The 18,586-nt window shown below is 72.4% G+C and carries 19 protein-coding genes; 12 read left to right on the forward strand and 7 right to left on the reverse strand.

The genetic code is table 11. From position 1 onward, the window contains the following. Positions 1–47 precede the first annotated feature (47 nt). Positions 48–959, reverse strand: coding sequence for a non-homologous end-joining DNA ligase (gene ligD / locus IF12_RS0116995; protein WP_051704518.1), 912 nt, complete (start codon positions 957–959; stop codon positions 48–50). A gap of 180 nt (positions 960–1,139) precedes the next feature. Between ligD and IF12_RS0117000 the strand changes: the two genes are divergently transcribed. Then, entirely contained in the window at positions 1,140–1,607 is a 468-nt protein-coding gene (locus tag IF12_RS0117000; protein ID WP_030160484.1) for an SRPBCC family protein, read from the forward strand. Positions 1,608–1,645: 38 nt separating this feature from the next. Here the strand turns inward: IF12_RS0117000 and IF12_RS0117005 are convergent, their stop codons facing one another. After that, a complete protein-coding gene (locus IF12_RS0117005) occupies positions 1,646–2,464 on the reverse strand; it encodes a sulfite exporter TauE/SafE family protein (protein ID WP_051704519.1) in 819 nt (272 codons plus the stop codon). A 265-nt stretch (positions 2,465–2,729) separates the two neighbouring features. On the opposite strand from IF12_RS0117005, the gene IF12_RS0117010 reads away from it, so the two are divergent. Next, positions 2,730–3,938: a glycosyltransferase gene (locus IF12_RS0117010; RefSeq protein WP_030160488.1), complete on the forward strand. Its 1,209-nt coding sequence runs from the start codon at positions 2,730–2,732 to the stop codon at positions 3,936–3,938. Positions 3,939–3,948: 10 nt separating this feature from the next. Next, the gene (gene helR / locus IF12_RS0117015; RefSeq protein ID WP_197034770.1) at positions 3,949–6,096 is read left to right on the forward strand and encodes an RNA polymerase recycling motor ATPase HelR; all 2,148 of its coding nucleotides are present in this window, start codon (positions 3,949–3,951) and stop codon (positions 6,094–6,096) included. Here helR and IF12_RS0117020 read toward each other — a convergent pair. Beyond that, positions 6,086–7,165 carry a homoserine O-acetyltransferase gene (locus IF12_RS0117020; protein WP_197034771.1) on the reverse strand — a complete coding sequence of 360 codons (1,080 nt, stop codon included), beginning with the start codon at positions 7,163–7,165 and terminating at the stop codon, positions 6,086–6,088. The two genes, helR and IF12_RS0117020, sit on opposite strands and share 11 nt — an antisense overlap. A 253-nt stretch (positions 7,166–7,418) precedes the next feature. Between IF12_RS0117020 and IF12_RS0117025 the strand changes: the two genes are divergently transcribed. From IF12_RS0117025 to IF12_RS0117040, 4 genes are all read left to right on the forward strand, one after another. Further along, the gene (locus IF12_RS0117025) at positions 7,419–8,711 is read left to right on the forward strand and encodes an O-acetylhomoserine aminocarboxypropyltransferase/cysteine synthase family protein (RefSeq protein WP_030160493.1); all 1,293 of its coding nucleotides are present in this window, start codon (positions 7,419–7,421) and stop codon (positions 8,709–8,711) included. Next, positions 8,711–9,301 carry a CoA-binding protein gene (locus IF12_RS0117030; RefSeq protein WP_030160495.1) on the forward strand — a complete coding sequence of 197 codons (591 nt, stop codon included), beginning with the start codon at positions 8,711–8,713 and terminating at the stop codon, positions 9,299–9,301. Before IF12_RS0117025 ends, IF12_RS0117030 begins: the two co-directional genes overlap by 1 nt. Positions 9,302–9,402: 101 nt before the next feature. Next, positions 9,403–9,972, forward strand: coding sequence for an OsmC family protein (locus IF12_RS0117035; protein WP_030160497.1), 570 nt, complete (start codon positions 9,403–9,405; stop codon positions 9,970–9,972). Then, positions 9,972–11,201: an NAD(P)-binding domain-containing protein gene (locus IF12_RS0117040; RefSeq protein WP_035749409.1), complete on the forward strand. Its 1,230-nt coding sequence runs from the start codon at positions 9,972–9,974 to the stop codon at positions 11,199–11,201. The genes IF12_RS0117035 and IF12_RS0117040 overlap by 1 nt, the downstream gene beginning before the upstream one ends. On the opposite strand, the gene IF12_RS0117045 is transcribed toward IF12_RS0117040, so the two are convergent. Both IF12_RS0117045 and IF12_RS0117050 read right to left on the reverse strand, forming a co-directional pair. Continuing rightward, positions 11,161–12,309, reverse strand: coding sequence for an alpha/beta hydrolase (locus IF12_RS0117045; RefSeq protein WP_081913693.1), 1,149 nt, complete (start codon positions 12,307–12,309; stop codon positions 11,161–11,163). The genes IF12_RS0117040 and IF12_RS0117045 overlap by 41 nt on opposite strands. Next, positions 12,306–12,677, reverse strand: a complete 372-nt coding sequence (locus IF12_RS0117050; RefSeq protein WP_197034772.1) for a DUF6069 family protein — start codon at positions 12,675–12,677, stop codon at positions 12,306–12,308. The genes IF12_RS0117045 and IF12_RS0117050 overlap by 4 nt, the downstream gene beginning before the upstream one ends. Positions 12,678–12,807: 130 nt before the next feature. On the opposite strand from IF12_RS0117050, the gene IF12_RS0117055 reads away from it, so the two are divergent. Both IF12_RS0117055 and IF12_RS0117060 read left to right on the forward strand, forming a co-directional pair. Further along, the gene (locus IF12_RS0117055) at positions 12,808–13,926 is read left to right on the forward strand and encodes a sensor histidine kinase (RefSeq protein ID WP_030160505.1); all 1,119 of its coding nucleotides are present in this window, start codon (positions 12,808–12,810) and stop codon (positions 13,924–13,926) included. Next, positions 13,914–14,567 carry a response regulator transcription factor gene (locus tag IF12_RS0117060; protein WP_030160507.1) on the forward strand — a complete coding sequence of 218 codons (654 nt, stop codon included), beginning with the start codon at positions 13,914–13,916 and terminating at the stop codon, positions 14,565–14,567. Before IF12_RS0117055 ends, IF12_RS0117060 begins: the two co-directional genes overlap by 13 nt. Positions 14,568–14,570: 3 nt before the next feature. On the opposite strand, the gene IF12_RS0117065 is transcribed toward IF12_RS0117060, so the two are convergent. Further along, positions 14,571–15,080, reverse strand: a complete 510-nt coding sequence (locus IF12_RS0117065) for a DinB family protein (RefSeq protein WP_030160509.1) — start codon at positions 15,078–15,080, stop codon at positions 14,571–14,573. Between the two features lie 113 nt (positions 15,081–15,193). After that, a complete protein-coding gene (locus IF12_RS0117070; protein ID WP_030160510.1) occupies positions 15,194–15,775 on the reverse strand; it encodes a TetR/AcrR family transcriptional regulator in 582 nt (193 codons plus the stop codon). A gap of 134 nt (positions 15,776–15,909) precedes the next feature. Here IF12_RS0117070 and IF12_RS0117075 point away from each other — a divergent pair, with 134 nt between their 5' ends. The 3 genes from IF12_RS0117075 (at position 15,910) to IF12_RS0117085 (ending at position 18,575) form a co-directional block, all read left to right on the forward strand. Next, positions 15,910–16,467, forward strand: coding sequence for a membrane protein (locus tag IF12_RS0117075; RefSeq protein WP_030160512.1), 558 nt, complete (start codon positions 15,910–15,912; stop codon positions 16,465–16,467). 197 nt (positions 16,468–16,664) lie between these two features. Beyond that, positions 16,665–16,991, forward strand: coding sequence for a hypothetical protein (locus IF12_RS0117080; protein WP_030160513.1), 327 nt, complete (start codon positions 16,665–16,667; stop codon positions 16,989–16,991). A gap of 9 nt (positions 16,992–17,000) precedes the next feature. Next, on the forward strand, positions 17,001–18,575 hold the full coding sequence (locus IF12_RS0117085; protein WP_030160515.1) for a WXG100 family type VII secretion target: 1,575 nt from the start codon (positions 17,001–17,003) through the stop codon (positions 18,573–18,575). The last annotated feature ends 11 nt before the right edge of the window (positions 18,576–18,586 follow it).

Genomic DNA, 18,586 nt, shown 5'->3' on the forward strand with positions numbered 1-18,586 from the left:
ACCCCGAGGGGAGGGGCACAAACGGCGTCTCGGCAGGATCGCCCGGCTCAGTTCCCGAGCGCGTCCAGCCGCTCCCGGGCCGGGCCCGCGGCGGCCGCGTGCTCGTCGATGCCCGCCCACGGGTCGGCCTTCTGCGCCAGGCGCCTGCGGATCGTCGCGGCCGTGTGGCCGCCGGGGGTCGAGCGCCCGAGCTCGCCCCAGTCCAGCGGGGTCGCGACCGCGGCGCCGGGCCGGGCGCGCAGCGAGTACGGGGCGATGAACGTCTGCCCGTAGGCGTTGCGGCCGGTGTCGAGGAAGATCCGGTCCCCGCGGCGCTCCTTGCGCTGCGCGGTGGTCAGCAGGTCCGGGTCGTCCGCGGCGAGGCGCTCGGCGATGCCGGCGGCGAGTTCGCGCACCGCGTCGAAGTCCTCGGAGCGGTCCAGCGGGGCGACCACGTGGTAGCCGCGACCGCCGGTGGCCTGCACGAACGCGGTCAACCCGATCGCCTCGCAGCACTCGCGCAGGCGGCGCGCGACGCCGTGGAGTGTGGCCGCCTCGGTCCCGCCGGGCGGGTCGATGTCGATCACGAGCCGGTCGGGGCGCTCCAGGTCCGCGACGGTGGAGAGCCAGACGTGGAACTCGACGGTGGCCTGGTTCGCCAGGTAGACGAGGACGGCCGGCTCGTCGGCGAGCACGTGGCGGACGGCGCCGCCGCCGCGCAGGGCGACTTCGACGGTCGGGATCCAGTCGGGGAAGTGGTCGGAGGCGTCCTTCTGGAAGAACCCGTCCGCGCCGATCCCGTCGGGGAAGCGCCGCATGGTCAGCGGGCGCCCGGCCAGGTGCGGGACCATCGCGTCGGCGACCGCCCTGTAGTGCTCGATGAGGTCGCCCTTGGTGAGGCCGTCGCCGGGGAACAGCTCCTTGCCGAGCCGCGACACTTCGATGTCGTGCCCGCCGACGCCGATCGTCTGCGATGCCATCCGAATCCCCCTCGTCCGCGCGGCCGGGCCGCGCCTCAGTGTGCGCCGAGCGGCCGCGCCCCGTCCGGCGAACGGACGCGCGCACCCGCTCGCAGGTGTGCCCTGAAACCTCGCGGGTAACCGGTCACCGACAGGCGATGCGCAGACCGTGCGCGTTCCGCGATCGAAGGAGGCTCCGCCTTGAGCACCATCATCGAGTCAGTAGACGTGCAAGTCCCGGTCACCACGGCCTACAACCAGTGGACGCAGTTCGAGGACTTCCCGGCGTTCATGGAGGGCGTGGAGGCCGTCCACCAGATCGACGACACCCACATGCACTGGGTGACCAAGGTCGGCGGCGTCACCCGCGAGTTCGACGCCACCGTCACCGAGCAGCACCCCGACGAGCGGGTGGCCTGGAAGTCCGACAACGGGCCCACGCACGCCGGCGTGATCACCTTCCACCGGCTCAACGACGCCACCACGCGGGTCACGGCGCAGATGGACATCGACCCCGACGGCTTCGCCGAGCAGGCGGCCGACAAGCTCGGCTTCCTCGGGCGGCGCGTGAAGGGCGACATGCGCCGGTTCAAGGACTTCATCGAGTTCCAGGGCCGCGAGACCGGCTCGTGGCGCGGCGACATCGACCCTCCGGCCTCCGTGGTCTGAGACGGGGCCGGGAGCGACCGGTCCGGCGGCGGTCCTGCTCAGAGGATAAGCAGGACCGCGCCGACCGCTGAGAGGACGAGGGTCGCCAGTTCGAACTGGCGCTGGTTCACCCGGTGCACGACGGCCCGCCCGGTGAAGGCGCCCAGCGCGACCGCGGGCACCAGGATCAGCGCCGCCAGCAGCGAGGTCCACGTGATGAGTCCGAGGCCGGCGCTGATGGGGACCTTGAACAGGTTGACCGCGAAGAAGAACCACGCCATCGTGCCGAGGAACCGCAGCTTCGGGAAGCCCGAGAGCATCAGGTAGAGCACCATGACCGGCCCGGCCGCGTTGGCGAGCATCGTGGCCGCGCCCGCCGCGACCCCGGTCCCGGCCGCCGCGCCCCTGCGCAGCAGCCCGCGGGGAGGTCCCGGGTCCACCGACGGCGCGTCCGCTTCGGGCCGGGGCTTCTCCGCGGCCGGTCGCAGCCGCGACCAGACCTGCAGCGCGAGCATCGACAGCAGGATCGCGCCGATGACGACCCGCATGGCGGCGTCGTCGGCGAACCACAGCGCGACCGCGCCCGTCCCGACCCCGACCACCACCCACGGCGCGAGCTTCGCGAGCACCGGCCACGCGACGTGCCGCGAGTAGAAGCGGATCGCGAACAGGTCGCCGATGATCAGGACCGGCAGCAGCGCCCCGGTCGACTCCCTGGCCGGGAGCACGGTCGCGAACAGCAGGATCGACAGCGAAGCGGTGCCGTTGATGCCGGTCTTGGAGAAGCCGACCAGCGCGGCGGCGAGCGCCAGGGCCGCCCAGGCGAGCGCGCCGTCGGGCAGGGCGGCGGGGAGCGCCGCCGAGGAGAGTTCGCCCATGGGAGCACATCATTCACTCCCCACACATTCCCCGGACGGGTGGGCCGCGCCGCGCTTACGCTGCGGGACGGCGGGCCTTCGGCCGAAGCGGGCCGATACGGGGTTTCGGGGCGGGGGAATCAGGGGTTCTTCGTCCCCCTTTGCCTCCAGTATGTATCACGGGGCGCGCACCCCGGTTGGAACCGGGTCACGGCTATGACCTGCGGTGTAGTGCAGAATTGCCGTCCTGATCCGGGAGATTTCCCGAGAAGGAGAGGGCTGGGGCATGAGGGTGCTGCTGTCGACCTACGGGTCGAGAGGGGACGTGGAGCCGCTCGTGGGGCTCGCCGCGCGACTGCGGGAGCTCGGCGCCGAGGTGCGGGTGAGCGCGCCGCCGGACGCGGAGTTCACGAAGCTGATCGAGGGGGCCGGCGCGGTGCACGTGCCGGTCGGGCGGAACGCGCAGGACATGGTCAAGGGCGTGACGATCGGGGCGGCGAAGGACGCGCGGCAGCTCGCGGCCGAGGTCGTCGCGATGCGCCTGGACATGCTGGACGCCGCCTCGGACTGCGACGCGCTGCTGGCGACGGGCCTGCTCCCGGCCGGGGCGCGGGAGGTCGCCGAGCGGGTCGGCATCCCGTACGTGTTCGCGGCGTTCGCGCCGAGGACGCTGCCTTCGCCGCACCACCGGCCGCACCGGCGTCCGGGCCGGCCCTTCCCGCCCGGCGAGACCGACAACCGGGTGCTGTGGGACATCGACGCGGCGAACGTGCAGGACATGTACGGCGAGCCGCTCAATGCGCACCGCGCCTCGGTCGGGCTGGCGCCGGTGGCGAACGTGCGCGACCACGTCTACACCGACCGGCCGTGGCTCGCCGCCGACCCGGTCCTGGGGCCGTGGCCCGAGACGCCGGAGCTCGACGTGGTGCGGACCGGCGCGTGGTTCCTGCCCGACGAGCGCCCGTTGCCGGCCGACCTGGAGGCGTTCCTGGACGCGGGCGAGCCGCCGGTGTACGTGGGCTTCGGGAGCATGCCCAGGCACGTCCTGGAGGACACCGCCGAGGTGACGATCGCGGCGGTGCGGGGCCTGGGCCGCCGGGCCCTCGTCTCCCGCGGCTGGGCCGAGCTGGCCGTGGTGGAGGCGGCCGGGGACTGCTTCGCGGTGGGGGAGGCGAACCACGGGGCGCTGTTCCCGCGCGTCGCGGCGGTGGTGCACCACGGCGGCGCGGGCACGACCGCGAAGGCCGCGCGGGCCGGTGCGCCGCAGGTGGTGGTGCCGCAGATGGCCGACCAGCCGTACTGGGCGGCGCGGGTCGCCGAGGTCGGTATCGGTGCGGCCCATGAGGAGCCGACGCCCACCGTCGAGACCCTCTCGGCCGCGCTCGAAACGGCCCTCGACCCGCGCACTCGCGAGAAGGCCGCGGCCTTCGCCGCGCAGATGCCCGTGGACGGCGCGGCGGTGGCCGCGCGGCTCCTGACCGACCTGATCCGGTGAGGTGGACCCCATGACCCCCAGCGCGTTCCGGCTTCCCGAGCGCCTCGCCGCCAAAGCCGACCCGGCCCTCATCGCCGAGGACGAGCGGCACTTCGCGGCCATCGCGGCGAGCCTGGAGGCGACGATCGCCGAACTGGACGAGCGGCTCGAAGCCGCCCGCCGCTCGCCCGGCGGCAGCGGTCAGGCCGCGGCCGACCGGGACCGGGAGATCCACCGGCTCACCGGCCGCCTGCGCACCCTGCGCCGCTTCGGCCTGGACCTGTGCCTCGGCAGGACCGTCGCCGAGAGCGGCGAGACGGTCTACATCGGACGACTCGGCCTCACCGACAACGAGGGTCAGCGCCTGCTCCTGGACTGGCGCTCCCCCGCCGCCGAGCCGTTCTTCGGTGCGACCCACGCGAACCCGATGGGGCTGGTCAGCCGCCGCCGGTACCGGTGGACCCGCGGCCGCGTCAACGACTACTGGGACGAGGTGTTCACTTCCGAAGGCCTGGAAGGGAACGCCGCGCTCGACGACCAGTCCGCGTTCATCGCCACCCTGGGCGGCAGCCGGTCCGAGCGGATGCGGGACGTGCTCGGCACGATCCAGGCCGACCAGGACGCGGTGATCCGCGCGGGCTCGCGCGGCGCCCTGGTGGTCGACGGCGGGCCGGGCACCGGCAAGACCGTCGTCGCGCTCCACCGCGCCGCCTACCTGCTCTACTCCGATCCGCGCCTTGGACACCACCGCGGCGGGGTCCTGTTCGTCGGCCCCCACCAGCCGTACCTGGCCTACGTCGCCGATGTGCTCCCCAGCCTCGGCGAGGAGGGCGTGCAGACCTGCACGCTGCGCGACCTCCTGCCCGAAGGCGGGGCCGCGGCGGTGGAGGAGGACCCGGAGGCGGCCCGCCTCAAGGACGCCGCCGAGATGTCCAAGGCGGTCGAGCCGGCCGTCCGGCTCTACGAGCGGCCGCCGAAGCAGGGCATGACCGTCGAGACGCACTGGTCCGAGGTCTGGCTCAGCGCCGCCGACTGGGCCGACGCGTTCGACGCGGTCGAACTCGGCACGCCGCACAACGAAGCGCGCGAACAGATCTGGGACGAGCTGGTCGAGATCATCCGCGACAAGCACGAGGACGAGGAGATCGCCGAGGGCCTGCTGCGGCAGTCGCTGCGGCGCAACCGGGAGCTCGTCACGGCCCTGAACCGGGCCTGGCCGCTCATCGAGGCGGCCGACATCGTCGGCGACCTGTGGACGGTGCCCGACTACCTGCGCATGTGCGCGCCGTGGCTGGACGAGGACGAGGTGGCGCGGCTCCAGCGGCCGGACCCCAAGGCGTGGACGGTGTCCGACCTGCCGCTGCTGGACGCGGCCCGGCGCCGGATGGGCGACCCGGAGGCGTCGCGGCGCCTGCGCCGCCAGGAGGCCGAGGTCGCCTCGCAGCGCGAGACCATCGAGCGGGTGGTGGAGGACCTGCTGGAGGCGGAGTACGACAACGAGGGCGCGATGATCATGCTCCACGGGCAGGACCTCCAGGCCGCGTTGATCGACGAGGACGCGCTGCCCACCGCCGACCCGGACCTGCTCGGCGGGCCGTTCGCGCACGTCATCGTGGACGAGGCCCAGGAGTTGACCGACGCGCAGTGGCAGATGCTGATGCGCCGGTGCCCGTCCCGGAGCTTCACGATCGTGGGCGACCGCGCCCAGGCCCGGCACGGGTTCACCGAGTCCTGGGAGGAGCGCCTGGAGCGGATCGGCTTCGACCGGATCCGCTTGGCGTCGTTGACGATCAACTACCGGACGCCGGAGGAGGTCATGGCCGAGGCCGAGCGGGTGATCCGGGAGGCGATCCCGGACGCGAACGTGCCCACCTCGGTGCGAAGCAGCGGAGTCCCGGTCGAGCACCGGTCCACTTCGGAACTGGAGGCGATCCTCGAAGCCTGGCTGGCCGAGCACGAGGAGGGGACCGCCTGCGTCATCGCGGCGGACCCGGAGACCGTCGCGCTCCCGGACGACCCGCGAGTCCGCTCGCTCACCCCGGAGCTGTCGAAGGGCCTGGAGTTCGACCTGGTGGCGCTCATCGACCCCGAGGGCTTCGGGGAGGGCATCGAGGCCGCGGTCGACAGGTACGTCGCGATGACCAGGGCGACCCAGCGACTGGTGGTCCTCAGGACTTGAGGAACTCCCGCACCGCGTCGTGGTAGCCGGCGGGTTCGAGCAGGAACGAGTCGTGGCCGTACGGCGAGGCGATCTCGGTGTGCGCCACCGCGACCCCTCGGGCCGCGAGCGATGCGCGGAGGCGCAGCGAGTGCGCGGTGGCGAAGCGCCAGTCGGAGTCGAAGGACAGCAGGCGGAATCGCGTGTCGGTCGCCGCCAGCGCCGCGTCCGTCGCCTTCGCGTGCTCGGGTCCGAACGGGTCGAAGTAGTCCATCGGGCGGGTCAGGTAGAGGTAGGAGAGGGCGTCGAAGCGGTCCAGGAACTTGTCGCCCTGGTGCTGGAGGTAATGCTCGACGGCGAAGTCCGGTCCGAGTCGCTGGTCGGGGCCGGAGGTGTCCCGCTCGTGCCCGAACTTCGCGGTGAGGGAGCGGTCCGAGACGTAGGTGACGTGCGCGAGCATCCGGGCGACCTTCAGTCCGTGCGCGGGCACGACGCCGTGTTCGCCGTAGCGTCCGCCGTGGAAGTCGGGGTCGGCGAGGATCGCGTGGCGCGCGACGCTGGAGAGGGCGATGTTCTCGGGCGTCAGCCGCGCGGAGGCGGCGACCACGAGCGCCCGTTCGATGCGGTCGGGTTCGTCCAGGACCCATTGCAGCACTTGCATTCCGCCGAGCGATCCGCCGATGGCCGCGTGGAGGCGGGGGATGCCGAGGCGGTCGAGCAGGCGGCGGTGCGCGGTGACGAGGTCGGTGATGTGGAGCGGCGGGAAGTCCAGGCCGTGGGCCCGCCCGGTCTCGGGGTCTATTGAGGACGGTCCGGTGGTGCCGCTGCATCCGCCCAGGAGGTTGGGGCAGACCACGAAGTACTCGTCGGTGTCCACGGCCTTGCCGGGCCCGATGAGGTTGTCCCACCAGCCGAGCCGGCCGGTGCCTTCTTCCCTTCCGGCGGCGTGGGCGTCGCCGGTGAGGGCGTGCGCCACGAACACCGCGTTGTCGCGGGCCGCGTTGAGCTCGCCGTAGGTCTCGAAGGCGACCTCGACCCGCTTCAGCTCCCGGCCCGCGGTGAGCCGCAACGGGTCGTCCGCGTCGGCCACCGTCGCGGTCCGGGTCCGGGTCTCGTACAGGGATGCGGCTGCTCCGACAGGCGTTCCCTCCGCGGGGCCGCGGGGCGAGAATGTTGTCTCACATGCTGGATTGCTCAACCTATCCGGCCGATCTGTGCGTAAAGATGTAGTCGATAGCCTACTACTCCGAGGGGAAAAGTGGTGAACTTCCTCGACAGGACCGTCTTCCCTTGCGCTGCTTGCGATGACGCCGCCCTTGAGCTGACGATCGGCGGTGGTCCGCTTGCCGGATCGTGAATACGGCTTCCGCACGCGGGCCATCCACGCGGGCAACATCCCCGACGCGGTGAGCGGCGCGCGAGCGCTGCCGATCTACCAGTCCGCCTCGTTCGTCTTCGACGACACCGCCGACGCGGCGGCCCGCTTCGCCCTCCAGAAGTACGGCAACATCTACTCGCGGGTCGCCAACCCCACGGTCGCGAGCTTCGAGGAGCGCGTGGCCAGCCTCGAAGGCGGCCTCGGGGCCGTCGCCACCGCCACCGGGCTCTCGGCCGAGTTCATCACCTTCGCCTCCCTGGCCGGGGCCGGCGACCACATCGTCGCCAGCGCCCAGCTCTACGGCGGCTCGGTCACCCAGCTCGACCTCACCTTGCGCCGCTTCGGGGTCGAGACCACGTTCGTGAACTCCTCCGACCCGAAGGCCTACGCCGAGGTGATCACCGACCGCACGAAGCTGGTGTTCGCCGAGACCGTCGCGAACCCCTCGGGCGAGATCGCCGACATCGAGGGCCTGGCCGAGGTCGCCCACGCCGAGGGCGTGCCGCTGGTCGTCGACTCGACCATCCCCACGCCGTACCTGAACCGCCCGTTCGACTGGGGCGCCGACATCGTGATCCACTCGGCCACGAAGTTCCTCGGGGGCCACGGGACCACACTGGGCGGGGTCGTGGTCGAGTCCGGCCGCTTCGACTGGAACAACCCGCGCTTCCCGCTGTTCGACGAGCCGGTCCCGCATTACAGCGGGCTCACCTGGAACGGGAACTTCGGCGAGTACGCCTTCCTCACGCGGCTGCGCACCGAGCAGCTGCGCAACATCGGCCCGGCGCTGTCGCCGCAGTCGGCGTGGCTGCTGGCGCTCGGGATCGAGACGCTGCCGCTGCGCGTGCAGAGCCACGTCGACAACGCCCGCGCCGTCGCCGAATGGCTGGAGGCCGATCCGCGGATCGAGTTCGTGAACTGGGCCGGGCTTCCCGGCCACCCGCACCACGAGCGTGCGGCCAAGTACCTCCCGGCCGGCCCCGGAAGCGTGTTCAGCTTCGGCATCCGGGGCGGCCGGGAGGCCGGCCAGCGCTTCATCGAGTCGGTCGACCTCGCCAGCCACCTGGCGAACATCGGCGACGCCAAGACCCTCGTCATCCACCCCGCGTCGACCACGCATGCGCAGCTGAGCGAGCAGCGGCTGGCCGAGGCGGGGGTCGAGCCGGGGCTGGTGCGCATCAGCGTCGGGATCGAGGACGTCGAGGACATCGTCTACGACATCGACCAGGCGCTCGACGCCGCAGTGAAGGAGGCGTGATGGCCGCCGATCTCGTGCAGACGCATCTGGCGAACGGCCTGACGTGCCCGCTGCCCGCGAGCTCGCCGCTCGCCCGGCAGCTGCGCAGCGAGCGGACCTGGCTGGGCCCCAGCGCGAAGGAGCGCCTCGGCATCCTGCGCCGCGCGAAGTCCGTGGCGGTGGTGGGCTTCTCGACCAAGCCGTCCCGCGCGAGCTACTTCGTGGGCACCTATCTGGTGCAGTCCACCGACTACACCGTCTACTTCGTCAATCCCAACGCCGCGGGGCAGACGGTGCTCGGGCAGAAGATCTACGCCTCGCTCGCGGACCTGCCCGAGGTCCCCGACATCGTGGACGTCTTCCGCAAGCCGAGCGACATCCCCGGCGTGGTCGACGAAGTCGCGAGTTTGACCACAGTGGACGGCACGCCTCCGGTGCTCTGGGTGCAGCTCGGCATCTGGAACGAGGCGGCGGCCTACGACGCGCAGAAGCGCGGGCTCACGGTGGTGATGGACCGCTGCCTGAAGATCGAGCACGCCCGCTTCCACGGCGGCCTGCACCTGCTCGGCTTCGACACCGGGCAGATCACCGCCCGCAAGACCATCCGCTGAACCGCGGCAGAGACCATTTCGTCCGGCAGGCCCGGGTCCGGTGGCGAGCACGCACCGGAACCGGGATTCGAGAATCAACCATTCCGCCTAGGAGGCAAGCAATGACCGACACCGCTCCCGCCGTCGACAACGGCGTCAACGTCGACGCCCTGTTCGGGGCCCGCAGCGCCCTGTCCGACTCCCCGGAGATCGCCAAGTTCGAATGGCGCTCGACGGTGAGCTGGGTCAAGGGCACCCACAGCCTCTCGGAGGTCGAGACCTTCTACGGTCTGGGCGGCGAGCAGGCCCACACCAAGAAGTTCACCTTCGACGCCGACCACCCGCCGCAGTTCGCCGCGGAGGACCACGGCATCACGCCGGTGGAGTACGTGCTCGTCGCGCTCGGCAGCTGCCTGACCGCCGGCATCGCGTCGGTGGCCCAGGTGCGCCAGGTGAAGCTGAACTCGGTCAAGGCCACGGTCGCGGCCGACTTCGACCTGCACGGCATCCTCGGCGCGGACCCGAACGTGCGCAACGGCTTCTCGAACGTCACGGTGAACTACGAGATCGACGCCGACGCCTCCCAGGAGGACATCGAGGCGATCGTGGCGCAGTCGCAGAAGCGCTCGGCGGTCTACGACGCGCTCACGAACCCGACCAACGTCAGCGTGAACGTGAACGCCTCCTCCTGATGCCCACCGCGACCACCGTCGTCATCGGCGCCGGGCACAGCGGGCTCGCCGTCAGCCGCCACCTGGCCGAACGCTCGATCGACCATGTCGTCGTCGAGCGCGGCCAGGTGGCGCACTCGTGGCGGACCCAGCGCTGGGACTCGCTGCGCCTGCTCACGCCGAACTGGATGACCCGCCTGCCGGGGCACCGGTACGAGGGCGACGACCCCGACGGGTACCTGACCGCGGCCGAGGTTGCCCGGTTCGTCGGCGACTACGCCGAGGCCTCGGCCGCGCCGGTGCGCACGGAGACCACCGTGACCGCCGTGCGGGCCGGCGACGACGGGTTCACGGTGGCGACCGACCAGGGCGAGTGGCGCTGCGCCACAGTCGTGCTCGCCGCGGGCATCACCACCGCGCCGCTCCCGGCCCTCGCCGAGGCGCTCCCGCCCGGGATCGAGTCCGTTGCGGCCCTTGACTACCGCAACCCCGAGCGGCTTCCCGAAGGCGGCGTGCTCGTCGTCGGCGGGGCGGCGAGCGGCGTCCAGATCGCCGAGGAGATCCACCGCTCCGGGCGGCCGGTCACCCTCGCCACGGGCGAGCACGTGCGGGTCCCCCGCCGCTACCGGGGCCGCGACATCCTCTGGTGGCTCGACGCCGCCGGGGTCCTCGACCAGCGCTGGGACGAGATGGACGACGTGGTGCGGGCGCGCAACCTCGCCTCGTTCCAACTCGTCGGCGGCGAGCGCACCGTGGACTTCAACGCCTTGCAGCGCCAGGGCGTCCACCTGGTCGGCAAGCTCGCGGGCATCCGCGACGGCACCGCCCAGTTCTCCGGATCGCTGCGCAACGTCACCTCCCTGGCCGACCTCAAGCTCAACCGCCTCTTGCACTCGATCGACGAGTTCGCCGGCGGCACAGGGGAGCGGCCCGAACCGACCGTCGTGCCGAACGACCCGACCCTGCTGCTCGACCTCCGGTCGGGCGCGATCCGGACGGTCGTGTGGGCCACCGGGATCAAACCGGACTTCTCCTGGCTGGAGCTGCCGGTGTTCGACCACCGGGGACGGCTCCGGCACGAAGGCGGCGTGGTCGACTGGCCCGGCCTCTACGTCACCGGCCTGCCGGTGCTGCGGCGGCGCCGCTCCACCTTCATCGACGGGGCCGCCGCCGACGCGGCCGACCTCGTGGACCACCTCGACGGCTACCTCAGCGGCCGCGCGGCGCAGGCGTCGCAGACGAGCGGATAGTCCGTCCCGCAACGCCTCCTGTCGCGAAGGCCTCCTCGGCGAACGCTTCGACCGCGTTGACGACGGCCTCGAACCGCGGCGAGTGGAACTTGTCGAAGCCGTGCTGGCCGCCGGGCAGCTCCGCGTAGACCACCTTCTGCTCGCTGACCGCGCGCAGGCCCTCGGCGAAGCGGCGGGCGTCGGCCGCCGAGGCCGCCGTGTCGTGGTCGCCGTGCACGATGAGGAACGGCGGCGCGTCCGGGCGGACACGGGCCAGCGGCGAGGTCTGCTCGTCGCGGTCGAAGTAGGGGCCGAAGTAGCCGCCCAGGCCGACCACGGCGCTCACGGAGGTGTCGACCTCCTCGAAACCCGGCTGGAACGCCGGATCATCGGCGGTGAGCGCGGCCAGCGCCGACATGTGGGCCCCCGCAGAGGAACCGGTCAGCACGATCCGGTCGGGATCAGCGCCCCACGCGCGGCCGTGCGCGCGGACCCACGCGACCACGCGCTTGGCGTCGACCACATGGTCCTCGAAGCCCGCGTCGGGGCGCAGCCGGTAGTTGGCGCTGACGCACACCCAGCCCTGCGCGGCGAGGCGGTGGAGCATCGGCAGCGACTGCGAGTTCTTGCGCCCCATGGCGTAGTAGCCGCCGTGGAAGTGGATCAGGACCGGGGCGCCGGTCGGCCGGGAGCGGTGGCGGTACAGGTCGAGAAGGTTGCGCTCGCCCGCCGGACCGTAGGAGAGGTCCGCGACGCGCTCGACCGACCCGGGACGGAACGCGAAGGGGCACAAGAGTATCCGCCAGTACGGCAGGCGGGTCGGGACCGGCGTGTCGCCCATGGCGACTTGGAGGACCCGGCCGGTCCTCATGCCGCGCCAGGCCGTCAGTGCCAGACACGCGGCCGCGAGCGCGGCGGCGCCGATCGCCACGGGGGAGTCGAGGTCGCCCTCGGCGAACGCGAGGCCGGTGCTGGCCGCGAACGCGGCGACGGCGATGAACGGCAGCTCGATCACCGCGATAGTGACGAGGAAGACCGCCGTCCCCGGCAGGATCGGCAGGCGCGGCAGCCGCAGCACCGGGAGCACGAGGACGATCAAACCGATCAGGTAGCCGTACGGGAGGCTCATCGCCGCACCAGCCCGCCGATGAGGACGCCGCCGACGACGAGGTGCTCGCCCATCAGGACGAGGGTCGCCGCGCCGCCGACGGCGCCGAGCGTGCCCAGCAGGGACACGGCGAGCACCGCCGCCGCAATGACCATCCATATGCGACCGGCGCGGGCGGTGGCGCGCTCCAAAGCCGCCAGGAGCCCCCACGCGGCGAACCCGGCGACCAGGCCCGCGAAGACGACCATGACCGGCCCGACCTCCTGATCGGCCCCGCCCTGCCGGACGGTCAGGTCGACCCCGGCCACGGGGACGGCGATAGCCCAGAGGAGGAGCGCGGCGGCGGAGGCGGCGATCACGACGAGGAATCTGCGAATGCGCTTGTTCATGCCGCCCAGTCTCATCGGATCGGCGCGGCGCCGCATCGGCCGCGCGGCCGCGCCCGCCCCTGCCGCCGAAGGAGGAGCCTCCTACTTTCGTAGGTGATCGCGGCGGCGATCCGGTGGCTAGCATGACCAGGTGATCCCGCGCCGCGCTCCCCGACCCGCCGAACTCGTCGGCATGCTCGCGGGCGTCGGGCTGCTGACCGCCCTCTCGCTGTGGACGCGGCCCTCCCCCGGCCCGCTGGACTTCGCGGTCGCGGCCCTGAGCGTGGCCGCCGCGCTCCTCCAACTGTGGCGCCCGGTCGCCGGAGCGCTCGCCGCGACCGTCCTCGCGGTGCTCTCCCCTGTCGCCACCCCGGCCGCGACCGTCGGTGCGCTGCAAGCGGCCTGGCGCGCGCGGTTCCGCACCGCCCTGGCCGTCGCCGCCGCCGGGATCGGCGCGCACCTGCTCCAATGGGCGTGGCACCCGCACCCGACGCTCGACTTCGACTGGTGGACGATCCTGGTCGTCATCGCCTACGGCGCCCTGCTCGGCTGGGGCGCCCTCGCCCGCTCCCACCGCGAACTCGTCATGTCCCTGCGCCAACGCGCCCGCCGCGCCGAGACCGAGCAGGGCCGCCGCGTCGCCGAGGCCCGCGCGGCCGAACGCCGCGGCCTCGCCCGCGAGATGCACGACGTGCTCGCCAACCGCCTGTCGCTCATCGCCACCCACGCGGGCGCGCTCGAATTTCGCCCCGACGCCCCGCCCGAGAAGGTGGCGATGGCCGCCGGGGTCGTGCGCGACGGCGTGCACCAGGCCCTCGAAGAACTGCGCCAGGTCATCACGCTCCTGCGCGAGGACGAGGCGACCGCGGCGAGCGGCCCGCCGCCGACCCTCGCGGACCTGCACGGCCTCATCGAGGCGACCCGCCAGACCGGCCAGCCCGTGCGGCTCGAACTCGACATCCCCGGCGAGGCCCTGCCGCCCTCGATCGCCCGCACCGCCTACCGCGTCCTCCAAGAGGGACTGACGAACGCCAGGAAGCACGCCGCCGGACACCAGGTCGACGTCGCTCTCACCGGCGGGCCTGGAACGGGACTGACGATCGAGCTGGGCAATCCGCTCCCCGCACCCGGCACCGCCCCGGCCGTCCCGGGCAGCGGCCTCGGCCTGGTCGGCCTCACCGAACGGGTCCGGCTCGCCGGCGGCGAACTCGACCACCACGGCGGCGAGGGCCGGTTCCGCCTGCGCGCCCGACTACCATGGCCCACGTGATCCGCGTGCTCCTGGTCGACGACGACGCCCTGGTCCGCGCCGGACTGTCGATGATGCTCGACGGCGTCGGCGACATCGCCGTGGTCGCCGAAGCCGGCGACGGGCGCGAGGCGATCACCGCCGCCGACGCCCACCGCCCCGACGTCGTCCTCATGGACCTCCAGATGCCGCACGTGGACGGCATCACCGCCACCCGCAGGCTGCGCGAACGCCCCCGCCCGCCGGAGGTGATCGTGCTGACCACCTTCGACACCGACGAGAACGTCCTCCACGCGCTCCGCGCCGGCGCGAGCGGCTTCCTGCTCAAGGACACCCCGCCCGCGCAGATCGCCGAGGCCGTCGCCCGGGTCGCCGCGGGCAACCCGATCCTCTCGCCCGAGATCACCAGGCGGCTCATGGACCGCACCGTCGCCCAGTCCGGCGCGTACGAGCGGGCCCGGGCCGCGCTGGCGGGGCTCACCCCGCGCGAGCGGGACGTGGCGGTCGCGGTCGCCGACGGCCGCTCGAACGCCGAGATCGCGGCCGAACTGGCCATGAGCGTCACGACCGTCAAATCGCACGTGTCGAGCATCCTCACCAAGCTCGACCTCGGCAACCGCACGCAGATCGCGCTGCTGGTCCACGACGCCGACCTGGTCTGAGGCTCAGCGCGACGCGAGCAGGCCGCGCACGTAGGCGGCCTGGCCGGTGTGCTGCTGGTTGTCGTTGACGACGCTCACCAGCCGCACCCCGAGGGTCACCGGCGGGTCCCAGCCCTCGTCCACGACCCGGTCGAGATCGGCGGCCGAGACGGTGGCGACGTAGTCGAGCGTGGCCGCGTGGACCGCGTCGTAGTAGTCGCGGAGCGCGCCCGCGGCGATGCCGCTGACCTGCGCGACCTGCTCGCTCGAATGCCCGTACCCGAGGTCTTCGGGATCGAGCGGCAGCCCGAACCGCTCGTGCCAGCCGCCGGCGGTCCAGGTCTGCTCGCGCCCGGCGACGCCGGCGACGTGGTCGTCCTGGACCCGCGCGATGTGCCACACGAGCCACCCGATCGGATTCGCCTCGGGCCCGGGCCTGGCGTCCAGATCCTCCTGGGAGAGCCCGTCCAGCACGGCGTGGACCTCCTCTTGGACCCGCCCGAACGCGTCCGCGAAAACCTCGCCTACCTCCATGGAAACCCCGCTCACCCGCCCCGGCGCCGCCGGAGCGATCGATCCGCCCGCCGCGAAGGCGGCCTACAGCAAGCACGGTAGACCACCTCGCCGGGCCGGGCCGGGCGGAACGACTACGGTTCGGCGCGGCCTTCGAGGCCGATGACGGCGCGGGTGCTGCGGAGGAAGGACTCGGCGATCGCCCCGGGTTCGTCGAGGTAGCCGGCGACCATCGCGCCGTCGCGGATGAGCATGAGGTCCTCGCCCGCCTCGTGCGGCCGTTCGAGGGCGAGCGGCGCGAGGAGCCGCCCGAACGCGGTCCGGTACCACTGCCGGTGCGCCTCGACCGTCCGGCGGACGGCGCTCTCGGGGTCGGGGTACTCGGCGGCGGCGTTGATGAACGGGCAGCCGCGGAAGCCGGGGGTGCACGCCAGGATGCCGACCTGCTCGGCGATGAGGCCGAGCGTGGCGCCGACGTCGCCGGCGCCGTGCGCGATCGCCGCGTCGATCCCGTCGCGCTCGAGCTGGGCGCGGCGTTCGAGGTAGGCGACGATCAGGTCGTCTTTGCTCTTGAAGTGGCGGTAGAAGGTGACCTTCGTCGTCGCCGCCTTCTCGATGACCTTCTCGACGCTCACCGCGCGCAGGCCCCGCGCGTAGAACAACTCGGCCGCGGCCTCGAGCAAGCGTTCGCGCATCGGATTGTTCACGGAGGTCATGCTACGTCCCTTGCCGGATGGTTGGCGGATCGTGTGCCGGTGGTCTATGCTGACCACAGGTAGAGTTACTAGTCATTCTACTTCGCGATTCCAGCCGGACCGAGTTTCCAGGTCCCGACCGAGAGAAGACCGACATGAGCACCGCCGTCATGCCCGCCACCACCACCGCCGGCGCCCTGCGCAGGCTGTATTTCGTCCGCTTCGGCTTCGCGATCGCCTGGGCGATCGCGCTCGCCCTGACCGCCGCGTCGCTGACGCCGATCAGCATCGCCCTGCTGGTGGTCTACCCGCTGTTCGACGCCGCCGCCGCGGTCGTCGACTTCCGGACCTCCGACCCGACCGGGCCGCGCGCGGCCCTGCGCGTCAACCTGACGTTGAGCCTGGCCACGGCGGTCGCGCTCGCGGTCGCCGTCACCTCGGGCATTCCCGCCGCGCTCGTCGCCTGGGGCGTCTGGGCGATCACGGCCGGGGTCGTGCAGCTGGTCGTCGCGATCCGCCGCCGCCGGCTCGGCGGCCAGTGGGCGATGATCTTCTCGGGCGGGCTCTCCACCTTCGCCGGCACCGGCTTCATCCTGATGGCCTCCGGGCCGGAGCCCTCGCTGACCGGGCTCGCCGGATACGCGACCGTCGGCGGCGTCTTCTTCCTCGTCTCCGCGATCCGCCTCGGCCGCAACACGAAAGCACCCGAGTAACAACTGAGGCCGCGGTCCCCCGCGAGTGGGACGGCGATCACGCGTTTGGGGGACATGATCTTGAGTGAACGCCGTTAACGTGGATTTACCACCTCGATTCCGGGGAGCGCCGCCACAGCGGAGCGCCCCGGATCGGACACACCCCGCGGTGATCCACAACCGCAGATCGCCGCGCACACCCACTCGCGGAGCACCACATGGCGAACCAGAACAGGACCTTCGACCCCGACGCCGTCGACGAGTTCATCTCGTACCTCGAATCCGAGGCCGAGGCGCTCAAGTCGAAGATCATCGAACACCACTTCAAGAACGACGGCGCGCTGGGCAGGATGCCCGCCTTCGGCGTCGGCGGCGGCAGCGACCGGCTCCGCTCCGACTACACCGCGTTCCACGCGAGCACCTGGGCCAACCTCCAGGGCGTCGTCGCCGCCTACACCGGGTTCATCGAGACCCTTGAGGCGATCAAGGACTCCTACGCCGCGGCCGACGCCGCCGGCGCCGCCGAACTCGACCAGCAGATGTAAGGGGGAGCGATGAACCAGTACGGAAGCGAACCGCCCCCCGGGCTCGAGAACGAACGTGGGCAGCGCGAGACGACGCTGCTGATGACCGGCACTTCCACTTCTGACAGCGCGATCCGACGCGATCCTTGCTCGAACGCCGAATGCCCGAACTACGACCCGGCGCCCATGGAGGCGGTCTGGACCGAGTTCATGTCGCCGGTCGCCTACGGAGGACAGGTCATCCACAAGGGACCGGCCCCCGGCACCACGCAGCCCGACGAGAGCCGGTTCGAGGAGATCATCCTCGCGCTGCGCCCGGACGGCATCGGCGCCCACGCGGTCGAGACGATCCGCAAGACCTGGTCTGCGGTCGTCGAGGACCGGCTCGAGTCGATGCCCGGCCGCCTCATGAGCGCGCTCGCCGAGCTCTCCGGATTCTGGGTGGGCGAGGACTTCGACCGCTTCGCCGAGGAGGTCGAGCAGGTCCGCGACAGCCTCTACGACACCATCGACGAGATCGACACCGCCGCCAACGAACTCAAGGTCTTCGAGGACCGCGTCCGCGCCCTCCAGGGCTCCGGCGCCGGGGTCCCGTTCCCGGCGGCCCGCGTCTGGAAGGCCTCCTCGGGGGTCGTGCAGGGACCGAAGATCCACGTCCGTCCGGTGTGGTCCTCCGGCGGCGACTGCGACAAGAGCCGCAGCGAAGGGGACAACTGGGAGGCCCTGGGCCTGCCCAGGGACAGCGGCGACGAGCTGCGCGCCCTTGTGTACGAGCGGTTCGGCTACTACACCGAACGCGGGATGGACGGGAGCGCCGCATGGGACCAGGCGGTGTCGGACTACTCGGCCGTGCAGTTGCCGCTCGTCGGGCATTGGAGCACCACGATGTCGGCGGTCGCCGAGAACCACAACCTCGGGATCGTCGACCTGCGCGACCAACTCGTGGACGCCCAGGAGGCGCCCTCTCTCGAAGCCGGGCCCAGGCCGCTACCGGAGAGCGCCGCGGACGCGATCCTCGAACCGCTCCCCGAGCTGGATCCCGGCCCGCTCCCGCAGATGCCGCCGCTCGACGGCCTGGACCGGTTCACGCCGCCCACGCAGCAGGCCGTGCCCGAGTTCCCTTCGCCCCGTGCGGATTGGAGCGCCGCGGACTACGGCTCGACCGGCGGGTACGACGGCGGCAACGCGGCCGACTGGGACCGGTCCGCAATGGACTCGAGTTCATGGAACCGTCCCGCTTCGGACGACCTGAGCGGCGGACTCGCCTCGGGCGGCCTACCCTCCGGCGGCGGTCTCGCTTCGGGCGGGTTCGGCGGCGCGACGGGCGGTTCCGGCGGTTTCGGACCGCCTTCCGGCGCGGGCTCGCAGGCCGGGGGCATGGGAGGCGCGTTCGGCGCGACTCCGGGCGCGGCTGGCAACGGACGCGGCGGTGCCACCGCTCGGCCGGCCAACGCCAGGCCCGGGTCCGCGCGCCCCGGCGGCGCGGGCGCACCGGGCGCCAGGGGCGCCGGTTCCGATGAGGGCGAACATGATCGGGAGACCTGGCTGACGGAGGACTCGGACGTCTGGGGCATCGTCGCGGAGGACGACGACCCGTACGCCTAAGGCCCGCAACG

Origin of the sequence: Glycomyces sp. NRRL B-16210 (assembly GCF_000719515.1) — a bacterium.
In the GTDB taxonomy this organism is placed as follows: domain Bacteria; phylum Actinomycetota; class Actinomycetes; order Mycobacteriales; family Micromonosporaceae; genus Glycomyces.